This window comes from Halomonas sp. DP8Y7-3 (assembly GCF_019801675.1).
Taxonomy (GTDB): Bacteria; Pseudomonadota; Gammaproteobacteria; order Pseudomonadales; family Halomonadaceae; genus Halomonas; species Halomonas litopenaei_A.
Map to the genome: position 1 here is coordinate 380,086 of NZ_JAHVIO010000014.1, position 11,718 is coordinate 391,803.

11 protein-coding genes are annotated in these 11,718 nt (G+C 61.8%); 5 read left to right on the plus strand and 6 right to left on the minus strand.

The window, feature by feature from the left end; translation table 11 throughout:
- Window positions 1-33: 33 nt before the first annotated feature.
- Complete coding sequence (locus KUV86_RS16240) at window positions 34-834, plus strand: hypothetical protein (RefSeq protein ID WP_222485585.1); 801 nt, start codon at window positions 34-36, stop codon at window positions 832-834.
- Between the two features lie 24 nt (window positions 835-858).
- Here the strand turns inward: KUV86_RS16240 and KUV86_RS16245 are convergent, their stop codons facing one another.
- From KUV86_RS16245 to dnaX, 6 genes are all read right to left on the minus strand, one after another.
- Window positions 859-1,320, minus strand: a complete 462-nt coding sequence (locus KUV86_RS16245; RefSeq protein WP_222485587.1) for a YcgN family cysteine cluster protein — start codon at window positions 1,318-1,320, stop codon at window positions 859-861.
- A 36-nt stretch (window positions 1,321-1,356) separates the two neighbouring features.
- Window positions 1,357-1,659, minus strand: a complete 303-nt coding sequence (locus KUV86_RS16250) for a YcgL domain-containing protein (RefSeq protein WP_261397674.1) — start codon at window positions 1,657-1,659, stop codon at window positions 1,357-1,359.
- A 115-nt stretch (window positions 1,660-1,774) separates the two neighbouring features.
- Entirely contained in the window at window positions 1,775-2,908 is a 1,134-nt protein-coding gene (gene rnd / locus KUV86_RS16255) for a ribonuclease D (protein WP_222485589.1), read from the minus strand.
- 36 nt (window positions 2,909-2,944) lie between these two features.
- Complete coding sequence (gene recR, locus KUV86_RS16260; protein ID WP_222162961.1) at window positions 2,945-3,550, minus strand: recombination mediator RecR; 606 nt, start codon at window positions 3,548-3,550, stop codon at window positions 2,945-2,947.
- Window positions 3,551-3,645: 95 nt separating this feature from the next.
- Window positions 3,646-3,972 carry a YbaB/EbfC family nucleoid-associated protein gene (locus tag KUV86_RS16265; protein ID WP_045993209.1) on the minus strand — a complete coding sequence of 109 codons (327 nt, stop codon included), beginning with the start codon at window positions 3,970-3,972 and terminating at the stop codon, window positions 3,646-3,648.
- 121 nt (window positions 3,973-4,093) lie between these two features.
- Window positions 4,094-6,316 carry a DNA polymerase III subunit gamma/tau gene (gene dnaX / locus KUV86_RS16270; RefSeq protein WP_222485591.1) on the minus strand — a complete coding sequence of 741 codons (2,223 nt, stop codon included), beginning with the start codon at window positions 6,314-6,316 and terminating at the stop codon, window positions 4,094-4,096.
- Window positions 6,317-6,571: 255 nt separating this feature from the next.
- On the opposite strand from dnaX, the gene KUV86_RS16275 reads away from it, so the two are divergent.
- From KUV86_RS16275 to gltS (KUV86_RS16290), 4 genes are all read left to right on the plus strand, one after another.
- Complete coding sequence (locus KUV86_RS16275) at window positions 6,572-7,816, plus strand: hypothetical protein (protein ID WP_222485593.1); 1,245 nt, start codon at window positions 6,572-6,574, stop codon at window positions 7,814-7,816.
- Window positions 7,817-8,470: 654 nt separating this feature from the next.
- Entirely contained in the window at window positions 8,471-9,658 is a 1,188-nt protein-coding gene (gltS, locus tag KUV86_RS16280) for a sodium/glutamate symporter (RefSeq protein WP_222485595.1), read from the plus strand.
- 27 nt (window positions 9,659-9,685) lie between these two features.
- Complete coding sequence (locus KUV86_RS16285; protein ID WP_222485597.1) at window positions 9,686-10,357, plus strand: RraA family protein; 672 nt, start codon at window positions 9,686-9,688, stop codon at window positions 10,355-10,357.
- Between the two features lie 136 nt (window positions 10,358-10,493).
- A complete protein-coding gene (gene gltS, locus KUV86_RS16290) occupies window positions 10,494-11,681 on the plus strand; it encodes a sodium/glutamate symporter (RefSeq protein ID WP_222485599.1) in 1,188 nt (395 codons plus the stop codon).
- Window positions 11,682-11,718 lie beyond the last annotated feature (37 nt).

The following is an 11,718-nucleotide window of genomic DNA, read 5'->3' on the forward strand; positions in this document are numbered from 1 at the left end:
CCGCGTGCGGCCACTGAAATGACAAGGATTTTCATGAACGCCAAACCCATGCTCGCCCTCACCGCCGCCCTTTGGCTCGGCACTGCACTGACCGGTTGCTCCGATGACAGTGACACGGACGGCCAGGACAGTGCGGCGACGCACAGCGACAGTGCTGCGGCCGACGGCGCTGCCGCCAGTTCTGCCGCCAACGACACCGCGGAACAAGGCGCTGACGATGCTGAACCGGCGCTGTCAGGGGATGCGCGTCGCGCCGCCCTCGAGGACTCGCTCAAGGCCAACTTCGACCCGCAGCTCGGCGAGGTGCGCTACCTGATTGGCTGGAGCGACCTCAACGATGATGGCCGGGAAGAAGCCATCGTCCACGTCGTGGGTCCCATGGTCTGTGGCACCGGCGGCTGTGACACGCTGATCCTTGAGGCCCAGGGGGACACCTATCGCGTCATCAGCGCCCAGCCCACCACCCAACCTCCCATTCAACTGGGCGACGCCGCCCACGAAGGCTGGCAGGACCTGCTGGTCCGGCGCCATGTCGCCGCCGATGAGCCTGCCCAGACCGTTCGCCTGCGTTTTGACGGCAACAGCTACGTCGAGACCCAAGACGAACAAGCGACCGCTGACCCTGCCGGCGAGACCCTCATCGCAGACTTCGGTAGCCTCGAGGACGCGCGTCCACTGTTCGATGGCGACGCCGAGATCACGGGGTCCATGGAAGGCGAGATGGAGGCCATGACGACCTCTGACGACGAGGATACGGACCCAGATGACACGTCAGCGGCGGAAGAAAACGGGACTGATGAGACCCAGGCCGAGAGCACAGAGACCAACACATAGCCCTCAGCCCCGTCAGGCTGGCGATCAACCGTCCACGGGGATCACCGCGATAATGTGATCCTCGAAGTCGGCTTCGTCGACCTCGGTCTCGGAAATGGCGAAGCTGCGCACGCTGATGCCCTTGCGGTGCACCCGTTCGCGATCTCCACAGATCAGGTGGTGCCAGCCTGCCAGCTTGCGCCCTTCGGCCAGCCTCCGGTAGGCACATGAGTGCGGCAGCCATGTGAACTGGTGGGCCAGCTCCGGGGTGAGCTGCGTACAGTCTGGCACCTTGGCGAAGCGGTTTTCATAGTCGCTGCAGCGACAGCTGTGGACATCGAGCAGACGGCAGGCGAGCCCCAGTATCGCCAGGTCACCGGTGTCCTCATCCTCGAGCTTGCGCAGGCAGCATTGGCCACAGCCATCGCACAGCGCCTCCCACTCCTGGGGGTTGAGCTCATGCAATGAATAACGCTCCCAGAAGCGCTCTCTCAGCGATGTTTCCAAACCGACCTCTGTCTTCCTCCCTCTGGAGGTAATCGTTTAATAGCGAGCTTCCGTGGGCGTGCGGTACAGGTCCAGCAGATACTCGTCCTTGGCCGGCGGCATCTGCAGGTAGAACCCCTTCTCCTCGATCGCCGCCATCACGTCGGCGCCGCTGGTACGTGCCAGCATCTTCTCAGGGGTCAGGATCATCGTCATCACCGATACCGGCGCACCAAAGCGCTCCAGCAGCGGTTCCGGTATCCGCTCAAGCCCCTGGCGCTTGTCCACGTAAAGATACATCTCTTCCTTGCGCGAACTCTTGAACACTTCGCACAGCAGCTTGCCTTGCATTGTCGTCATGGCTGTCTCATCGGGCCCTGATGGGCCCTGTCACGGGTGTGGTTGGGGGCATCCCTGTCAGAGGAGGGCAGCAGGCGGCGCCCCCCGTCAGCCGGGGTATGCCAGCCCGCTTATGTCACCCCGCCTGGGCCAGGTCGCCCAGGGCGGCCTGCAGGCCTGGGTTGAGTCGCTCACCGCGCCAGCCGGAAGCCAGCGGTAACGGCGCATTGCGCATGCTGGCCGTCACCAGCGCTTCAAGCTCTCGGCGCCGCAGCAGCACCTCAGGGGCCACCCCAAGGGACTCCGCTTCGCCATTGACCACCTTCTTCAACGCCTTCATGCGTGCCTTGAAGGGTGGCAGCGTTGGCGCCAGTGGCACCGGCGCCAACGCTGCCGCATCGGCGTGGGCGGCTTGCTTGACCAGCGCCAGCAACACATCGCCCTCGCGCTTGATCAGTGGAGGCTTGACGCCCTCGACGCGGGACAGCTCATGGCGGTTGGCCGGCAGTTTCTCTGCAATAGCGTAGAGCACGCGATCCTGCACAATCCAGTTGCGCGGCAGATTTCGCGCCCGCGCCTCCCCCTCGCGCCAGGTGGTCATCAGGCGATACGCCTCCACTTGGCGCGGCGCCAGGCGCCACAGCTGGCGATGACGCAGATACCACTGGCCATCGCTGTCGCTGGAGCGCTCCGACTGGGCTACCAGATCGGCGCAGTCTTCGAGCACCCACTCCAGACGCCCGTGCCGTTCAAGAGACTCTCGCTGCAGTTGCCAGACCATCAACAGGTAGACCACGTCAAGGGCGGCATAGCTCAACTGTGCGTCGCTCAGCGGGCGTTCGAGCCAGTTGGAACGGGTTTCTTCCTTGGGCAGGGTCTCGCCCACCCAGAACTCCACCAGACGTTGATACCCCATGGCGGCGTCTTCACCCAGCAGGCCCTGAGCGACCTGGGTATCGACCAGTGGCGTCGGTGCCACACCCGCCCAATGGGCAAACACCTCAAGATCCTCGCTACAGGCGTGCAACAGCTTCAAGGCGTCATTGGTCAGCAACTCGCGACAGGCGTCGCTGCAGGCTACTTCCAACGGGTCGATCAGGTAGGTGGCCTCGCCGCCATAGATCTGAATCAGTGCTGGCACCGGATGAAAGGTCTTCTCCCTGAAGAACTCTGTATCCAGCGCCAGTACAGGCGCCTGGGACAGGGCCTTGCAGGCCTCATCAAGTGCGACGTCGTTATCGATCCATCGAATATCGGGGGTAACAGGCATTCAGGCTTCCATTTCAGTCAACGGCACGGGCCTAGGTCATTCGCTATCGAAAGGCAGGCGGCCAGAAAAGGCACGGCTCAGGGTTCCCCCGTCGACGTACTCGAGTTCGCCGCCCATGGGCACACCATAGGCCAGGCGAGACAGGCGCGCACCGTGGCGCTTGATTTGAGTGGCGATGTAGTGCGCCGTTGCTTCGCCTTCCACGGTGGGGTTGGTTGCCAGCACCACTTCCTTGACCAGCCCCTCATCCATGCGCGCCTCAAGCTGGTCGAGACCGATGTCTTCCGGACCGATCCCGTCCAGCGGCGACAGATGCCCGTGCAGCACGAAATAGCGTCCCTGGAAGCCACCAGCTTCCTCGATGGCGAGCATATCCGCGGGCGACTCGACCACGCACAGCACGCTGTCGTCACGCCGCGCGCTCTGGCAGAGACCGCAAAGCGGCTCCTCCGTCAGCGTTCTACAACGCTGGCAGTAGCCCACCTGCTCCACGGCCTCGAGCATCACCTCAGCGAGGCGTCTACCGCCTTCACGCTGGCGTTCCAGCAGGTGCATGGCCATGCGCTGGGCGGTCTTGGGGCCGACGCCGGGCAGCACGCGCAGGGCGTCCATCAGTTGCTCGACCAGGGGAGAAAAACTCATGACAGTCTCGTCCGGGGCGGGGCCGCAAGCGCCCCCCGCCAGTCAGATATTGTCCGGGCCCGCCAAGGCCCGGAACGCCGCAGGTGGACGCCGAATCAGAACGGCATCTTGAAACCAGGCGGCAGGTTGAGGCCAGATGTCACCTCTTCCATCTTGGCCTTGGAGCTGGTTTCCACCTTGCGAACGGCGTCATTGACCGCCGCTGCCAGCAGGTCCTCGAGCAGCTCCTTGTCCTCTTCCATGACGGAGGGGTCAATCTCGACCTTGCTGACGTCGTGACGGCCGTTCATGGTGACCTTGACCATGCCGGCACCCGCTTCACCCAGCACCTCGGCCTTGGCGATCTCCTCCTGAACACGCTGCATCTTGTCCTGCATTTCCTGGGCCTGCTTCATCAGGTTGCCCATTCCACCTTTCATCATGATCTGATCCTCTCAAACGACACGGTTTAGCAAAGCGTTTGCCAGGTACGTTACCTGGCAGAAATAGATTCCGGGCCCAGCAAAGAACACATTCTGATCAATGCGGCGGCGATGTCTGTCATCAGCGCCGGGCCTTGCGCGTCTCGCCAGCGGGAGTCACGGTGGACTCCACCAGCCTGGCGCCAAAAGTCTGCTGCAACTGCTGAATATGGGGATCACGCTTCAATGCCTCAACCGCTTGTGCATGGCGTTCCGCAGCCAAGCGCTCGGCCATCTGGCGCGGAGTCTCGACGCGACCATCCAGCTCGACAACGTCGACCTCCAGCCGACGGGCATAGCCAAGGGCCTCCAGCGCATCACGAATGCGATTCTGGTGGACGTCGGCATTCATCGCAGATTGCGACGGGTCCAGCTGAAGGTGCAGCCGTTCGCCATCATCTCCGGCCACGATGCAGTGCGCCGCCAAGTTCCTGGTAAGCCCGGAAATGGCCAGATCGTCGAAGTGCTCCAGCCACAGCGCGTGGGTCAGTCGCTGCCCGTCGAGTGGCGCAGTCGTGACCGCCTCAGCCTCGGCTTCTGTCGTGGCCTCATTAGTGGCCTCTGTCGTCGACTCGCTAGCGACTTCTGTAGCGACCTCCGAGATGGCCCCACTGCTGTCCGTCGGCCTGCCAGCGGCGGCGGCGGACACGCCTTCCTGCTCAAGCTCGCCAGCAGACGTTGCCACGACCTCCGCCGCCGCGGCATCGACCTGGGACACTGCCAACGCCTCGGCAGAGGCAGCGGGGGCGGCTGGGCTTACGTCTAGCATCGGCGCCTGGGGCTCGTGGGGACCCTCGGCACCCATGCCCTCCTGAGGCAGCGCCTCTGCGATCGCTACGCTATCTGCTGGCGCATCAGTGGGCTCTCGGCTGTCTGCGGGCGCCTCAGCGGGCTCTCGGCTTTCTGCGGGCGCATCAGCGCCCGACGTAGGGTCCTCGGGAACGCCGCCCTCCCAGGGCGGAAGGCTGTCAGCAGCGGTGGCCGGCTCATGATCGGCCACCGGCTGGCTCGGCCCACTCGGCTCACTCGGACCGGGGGGCGGAGCATCCATGGAAGCAGCGACCTGCGCTGAGCCTGCCGAAGGCTCCTCGTAAGACGATGGCTGCTCGGGTTCAGACTGTGGAGGCTGCTCGGCCCTTGCTGGCTGGGGCTGCTCGGGCTCCCCGCGCATCGGCAACGGTGTCTTGGCAGGTCGCGGCACGCCCTGAGGACGAAAGGCCAGCATCCGCAGCAGCGTCATTTCCAGTGCGGTGCGGGCGTCCGGTGCATGAGCCATGTCCGCCCGCCCCTGCACGCCGATCTGGTAGTACAGCTGGATATCTTCAGCCGCAAACTGCGCGGCAAGTGCCAGCAACGCTTCGCGATCACCGTGGCCATTATCCAGCGCCGACGGCACCATCTGACCGATCGCCAGGCGATGCATCACCGAGGTCAAGTCATCGAGCACGGCACCAAAATCAGGGCCCTGCTCAGCCAGGCTCGCCACCTCGCGCAGCACCCTTGCCGCATCGACCTCGGCCAGCGCTTCGATCAGCGCCAGCACATGACGATGATCCAGCGTTCCGAGCATGGCCGCCACGTCAGCATGACGCACCTCGCCCTGGCCAAAGGCGATCGACTGGTCCGTCAGGCTCATGGCGTCACGCATGGAGCCCGCGGCAGCCTTGCCCAAGAGCCACAGCGCGGATTCCTCGTAAGGTACCTGCTCCGCCTCCAGCACCTTCGACAGATGGCCAACGATGCGCTCAGGAGGCATGTGCTTCAGGGTAAATTGCAGACAGCGTGACAGCACCGTCGGCGGAAGCTTCTGCGGATCGGTGGTGGCCAGCAGGAACTTGACGTGGGGCGGCGGCTCCTCAAGGGTCTTCAGCAGGGCGTTGAAACTGCTGGTCGACAGCATGTGCACCTCGTCGATGAGGTACACCTTGTAGCGGCCCTGAGTCGGCGCGTACTGGACATTGTCGAGCAGCTCACGGGTGTCTTCCACCTTGGTTCGTGAAGCGGCGTCGACCTCGATCAGGTCGACAAAACGCCCCTGATCGATGGACTGACAGCTATCACAGCGCCCACAGGGGGTCGACGTCACGCCGTCGTCACCCTCGCCCTTGTCGGTGCAGTTCAGACACTTTGCCAGAATCCTGGCCAGTGTGGTCTTGCCCACGCCACGGGTGCCCGTGAACAGGTAGGCATGGTGCAGCCGCCCTTGGTCGAGGGCATTGACCAAGGCTCGCTGGACATGCTCCTGCCCCACCAGTTCATGGAAGGTGCGAGGCCGCCACTTGCGGGCCAGAACCTGATAGCTCATTGAACGTCATTTCCTGCGGCTGGGCTTCGGGCCTGACGACCCGCTATGTCAACAAGGCGGGGGCAAGGCGTGACGGGCACGCAACAGTATTTCCCGCTCGATGGTCGTGGCATTCTACCGGGTGGGACTCACGCCGCAAAGGCCGTGACCCATGACACCGTCACCGGCGCCGGTCGACAGGCCAAGGCGGCTATCATCGACACGCCATGACACGCCACTCACGACTGCCGCCCTCGCCATCCGACGGAACACCTTATGCCTGACAACCTCCCCGGCCCGCGCTCCGGTCGCCCCTTGCTCCTGCTGACGGGTTCACGCTTGAAGTTGATCATGACCCTCGCCATTGCGGCCATCATCACCGTGTCATGGCTTGGGATACTCGACCGCGCCACCCAGCGCCAGGTAGAAGGCGCCACCACACAAGCCTTGCTCGCCTTCGCTGCGGCGAGGGGCCTCAACGCGGGGATATCCGTCCTGCAGTCCACCGAAGTGGGGGTGGTGGCAGCGTCGACCCATCCCTTCGAGGTGCTGGACCCGATCAACGACCTGGTGGAGGACTATGCCAGCGTGATGAAGCTGGCCATCGGCTCGCTGATAGGCCAGACCCTGCTGCTCGAGATCACGGCCACGCTGGCATTCAAGGTGGCCTTCACCGCTGCCGGCCTGTGGCTGCTGCTCAGTCTCTGGCGCGGCTGGCCGACGACAGCAATGGCCTGGCGCGCCTTCGCCCTCATCGGCCTGGGCCGTTTCCTGCTGCTGTTGACCCTGGCCGCCAGCGCGCTGGTCGACCACGCCTTCCTCGACGAGCGCACCACGAACAGCATGGAGGAGGTCCAACGCCTGTCCGAGGACGTTCAGGCCACCAGCGAAGCCCACACCGATGATGGCCTGCCTGCGGAGCAACGCGAACAGATCGAAGGCGAATTGGCGTCCGCCGAGGACCAGCGCGACCAGCTGCGTGGCGGGCTGATCACGCTCAACCGTCGGATCGCCCTGGCAGAACAAGGCGTCGAGCAGAGCCGTGGACGCCTGTCGCTGCTGACTGCTCGCCTCAGCCTGAAGGAACGCCTTAATCCCTTCCATGACAACCCCGAGATCGACCGCCTGCAGCAGCAGCTGGCAGAGCGCCGCGACTCACTCGCAGCGCTGACGGAACAGCGCGAGCATCAGCTTGAACAACTCGCCGAACTGGACCGCCGGCGAGACGCCTTGAGCAGTCGCTTGGCAGGGGAAGACCAAGGCCTGCTGGCTAGCCTCAGTCAGCGCTTCTCCGCCTTGACCGACAGCCTCAGTCTGGCGGCCATCCAAAGCCGCGTGGAGTCCGGTACCAATGCCATTCTAGAGCTGATGGCGCTGTTCGTACTGCGTACCCTGGTCATTCCCCTGCTGTTCCTGTGGCTCGGCATGAAGCTGTTTCGCGCGCTTTACGCTCGGCCCCCGCAACCCTTGCCGATGCTGCCCGCCCCTGGGACAGATCGCGACCAAGACGACAGACGCTGAACCTCTGCCATGGGGTCGTGGAAAACGCGACCCCTACTTCGCACGCCATTTAGGGCGTTTTTTAAGCACGCAGTTCAAGCGCCGGTCTCAAATAGCCCTCTACCGATACAACGACGCCCGCCACACCCCTTGCTCGGTGTGGCGGGCGTTCTCTCCATATCTGCATGCTCCATATATGCATGGCATTGACGCAAGGTGTCGCCCAGTCACCTGAGACACCATCCGCCAAAAGCATGACCCTTATGCCTTGGCATTGACGAGCGTGCAATGCCGTTACCCCGCAGCCACCTCTCAATATCTCCTCAGAAAGCGCCGTCGTGACCGTCAACCAAAGAAGCGTATGACTGACATCTGACGTTTATCGGCACTCCATCTCAGGCATCCCGTCTGGACGTCTGACCTCCACCTCTCCCCCACCTTCTCCATCTTTGCTCTGCTTCGCCCCGTGATATCCGTCATCTTCGCCACCACGGCTCGCTGACTTCCATCATTGACACTTTCAGGCGCTTGCACAGAGCGAAAGACGATCCTGCTTCACGTCAAAACCACGACCGATCCTACCTCCAAAGGAATTCCCGAACACCACCACATAGGTATGATTCACCAACACATCTTTCCACCAAAACTCCATGCATCTTCACCAGGATATTACTGATGGATATTCACTTTGACATCATTCAGACCGCGGGTATGGCGGGAGGGGTTTTCCTTCTGGGTAAATGGATAAAAGCGCGATCTTCCTTCCTGCAAAAGTTCTTCTTCCCTGCTCCTGTCATCGGAGGAATCATTGTCAGCCTGCTCGTTTTCTTCCTTCATCAATCAGGCGTCGTGAACATCAGTTTCGACAAGACCCTGATGTCCTTCTTCATGAACATCTTCTTCACCTGTGTCGGATTCACCGTCAGTGCCAAGCTGATTCGATCCAGTGGGCGTCAGGGAGCTGTTCTGGCCGTTATCGCCGTCACCTTCTTGATCATCCAGAATGTGATTGGCGTCAGCCTGAGCCGCCTTCTGGGCATTGACGAGCTGCTTGGCATCGCCATGGGCTCCATCTCGATGTCTGGGGGCGTAGGCTCGGGGGCAGCCTTCGGCCCAACGCTGGAATCTCTGGGGGCTCAGGGCGCTACCGCGATCGGCATCGCAGCCGCCACCTTCGGCCTGATGATGGGAAGTCTGATTGGCGGACCTGTTGCCAAGCGCCTGATTGATCGACACCGCCTGGCTCCGACAGGTGCCACCACTGATGGCGCAGACGACAGCCCAACGTCTGCTACAGCAGCGACCACTAGCTCAACGCTCTTGCGAAGCACTCTCCTCGTGCTTATAGCGGCGGCCATCGGCACCCTGATTTCCCTGATTCTCACCCTATCAGGCATCAAGTTCCCCTATTACGTGGGATGCCTTTTCGGCGGCGCACTGGTGCGCAACATTGCGGACTACGGCGTCATTGATCTTTGTCATGATGAAGTCGATATGGTGAGCACAACCTCGCTGAATCTATTCCTCTCTATCAGCCTGATGTCGCTGAACATATCGGCGCTTATCGACCTGGCATTACCCATGATGGTCATCCTGCTCACCCAGATGGTGACCATGATGACCTACGCCTACTTTGTCACCTTTCGCCTGATGGGAAAGGACTACGATGCGGCGGTCATGGCGGCCGGCCACTGTGGCGTTGGACTAGGACAGACACCGAACGCCTTGGCCAACATGTCGGCCGTTATAAATGAAAAGGGGCCATCCCCTAAAGCGTGGTTCATCCTCCCGGTCATCACCGTCGTCTTCATCAACATATTCAACCCGCTGATCATTACCTTCTTTATCAACCTGTTTCAGTGATAGGTGTTATTTCAAGGAGCAACATCCATGAGCACAGCGACATCGTTTCGCCTTACGGATCAACAGCGCAGTACGCTCGACAGCATCGTCACACCTCATCTCAGCGATAATCTGGATCGTCTTTCCGGCATAAAGGGGCTACGCCACTATCATCGCCATCGCAAACTTATCGGCACCGCCCTGACAGTGCGCTGTCGCCCCGGGGACAACCTCTACATCTATCAGGCACTGACCATGCTGGAACCCGGTCAGGTCCTGGTCGTTGACGGCGCCGGGCATGAGGACAATGCCCTGGTGGGTGAGCTGATCATGCTCTACGCACAGCAAAGGGGCTGCGCGGGCTTTGTGATCGACGGAGCGATTCGCGATATCACGGCCTTCAAGGAGCATGACTTCCCCTGCTATGCGCGCAGCCATATCCATCGCGGCCCATACAAACATGGGCCAGGAGAGGTCAATGTGCCTGTCAGCGTGGGCGGCCAGGTCATTCATCCTGGCGACATCCTGGTCGGTGATGAAGACGGGGTGGTGAGTTTTGCCCCGGAACAGCTGGAGCCGCTGGTCCGCGCAGCCCGACTAAGCGCGCAGAAGGAGGAGACCATCAAGCAGGAAATCGCCACCGGAGAGCACCATCAGCGTTGGCTGAACGCTGTATTGCTGGCTCAAGGCATCGAGTACGGAACGCTGAAGCAGCAGTGATTCCCCCCTGGACGCTCGGCGCCGCTGGCGGCGAGCGTCTGCCAGCACAAGACAATGAGGGGCTGACGGCTGTGGGATATCAGCGCCCATATCGGCTTCCCCACTTGTCTTGGCTACCCTCACTTCAGGACGTGCCATGGACATTCACTTCGATCTGATCCAGACGGCGGGCATTGCAGGTGCCGTCTTCATGCTTGGCCAGTTCATCAAGAGCCGCTCAAGCTTCCTTCAGCAGTTCTTCTTCCCAGCCCCGGTGGTCGGCGGCATCATCGTCAGCCTCGCCATCTTTGCACTGCACCAGGCTGACATCGTCTCCATCAGCTTTGACCGAACGCTGATGGCCTTCTTCATGAATCTCTTTTTCACCTGCGTTGGCTTCACCGTCAGCGGCAAGCTGATCAAATCAAGCGGCCGCCAGGGCGCGATACTCGCGGTGGTCGCCGTCAGTTTTCTGGTCGTACAGAACCTGGTCGGGGTATCGATCAGTCACTTGCTTGGCATCAATGAGTTGCTGGGCGTTGCCATGGGCTCCATCTCGATGTCCGGTGGCGTTGGCTCTGCTGCCGCCTTCGGGCCGACGCTTGAAGAGCTGGGAGCCACCGGTGCCAGCGCCATCGGGATTGCCGCGGCGACCTTCGGCCTGATGATGGGTAGCCTGATTGGCGGCCCCGTCGCTCGCCGGCTGATCGACCGTCACCGCTTGAGCTCGAGCGCTACCGTCGACACTGCACAAACCGCCGACGCGGGGAGCGCAGCTGCTGCTATTTCCAACAGCTCCATGCTGGGTTCGACGCTGATGGTGTTGATCGCAGCCGCCATCGGCACGCTGATTACACTCCTGCTGCATACGACCGGCATCAACTTCCCCTACTACGTCGGCTGCCTGTTCGGTGGCACACTGCTGAGAAACCTGTCCGACTCGGGGCACCTTACGCTGCGCCACAACGAATTAGGCATCATCAGCGGGATTTCCCTCAATCTGTTTCTCTCGATCACGCTGATGTCACTCAATATCAGTGCCCTCATCGATCTCGCGCTGCCCATGATGGCCATCCTCGTGGCCCAGATGTGCATCATGATGGCCTACGCCTACCTGGTGACCTTCCGCGTCATGGGCAAGGACTACGATGCAGCCGTCATGGCGGCAGGGCACTGTGGTATTGGCCTGGGCCAGACACCCAATGCGCTAGCCAATATGTCGGCCGTCATCAGCGAGAGAGGACCGGCCCCGCGTGCCTGGTTCGTACTGCCGATCATCACCGTCGTCTTCATCAGCATCTTCAACCCACTCGTCATCACCCTGTTCATCAATCTGTTCAAGTGACGACAGCGCCCTGACAACGAGCTTTCACTATCCAAGA

What these genes read in the sequence shown, in the direction of transcription:
- gltS (WP_222485599.1), top strand. Translation starts at nt 10,494, where the DNA reads ATGGACATTCACTTCGATCTGATCCAGACGGCGGGCATTGCAGGTGCC.
- rnd (WP_222485589.1), bottom strand. Translation starts at nt 2,908, where the DNA reads ATGCCTGTTACCCCCGATATTCGATGGATCGATAACGACGTCGCACTT.
- gltS (WP_222485595.1), top strand. Translation starts at nt 8,471, where the DNA reads ATGGATATTCACTTTGACATCATTCAGACCGCGGGTATGGCGGGAGGG.
- KUV86_RS16275 (WP_222485593.1), top strand. Translation starts at nt 6,572, where the DNA reads ATGCCTGACAACCTCCCCGGCCCGCGCTCCGGTCGCCCCTTGCTCCTG.
- dnaX (WP_222485591.1), bottom strand. Translation starts at nt 6,316, where the DNA reads ATGAGCTATCAGGTTCTGGCCCGCAAGTGGCGGCCTCGCACCTTCCAT.
- KUV86_RS16240 (WP_222485585.1), top strand. Translation starts at nt 34, where the DNA reads ATGAACGCCAAACCCATGCTCGCCCTCACCGCCGCCCTTTGGCTCGGC.
- recR (WP_222162961.1), bottom strand. Translation starts at nt 3,550, where the DNA reads ATGAGTTTTTCTCCCCTGGTCGAGCAACTGATGGACGCCCTGCGCGTG.
- KUV86_RS16265 (WP_045993209.1), bottom strand. Translation starts at nt 3,972, where the DNA reads ATGATGAAAGGTGGAATGGGCAACCTGATGAAGCAGGCCCAGGAAATG.
- KUV86_RS16250 (WP_261397674.1), bottom strand. Translation starts at nt 1,659, where the DNA reads ATGACGACAATGCAAGGCAAGCTGCTGTGCGAAGTGTTCAAGAGTTCG.
- KUV86_RS16285 (WP_222485597.1), top strand. Translation starts at nt 9,686, where the DNA reads ATGAGCACAGCGACATCGTTTCGCCTTACGGATCAACAGCGCAGTACG.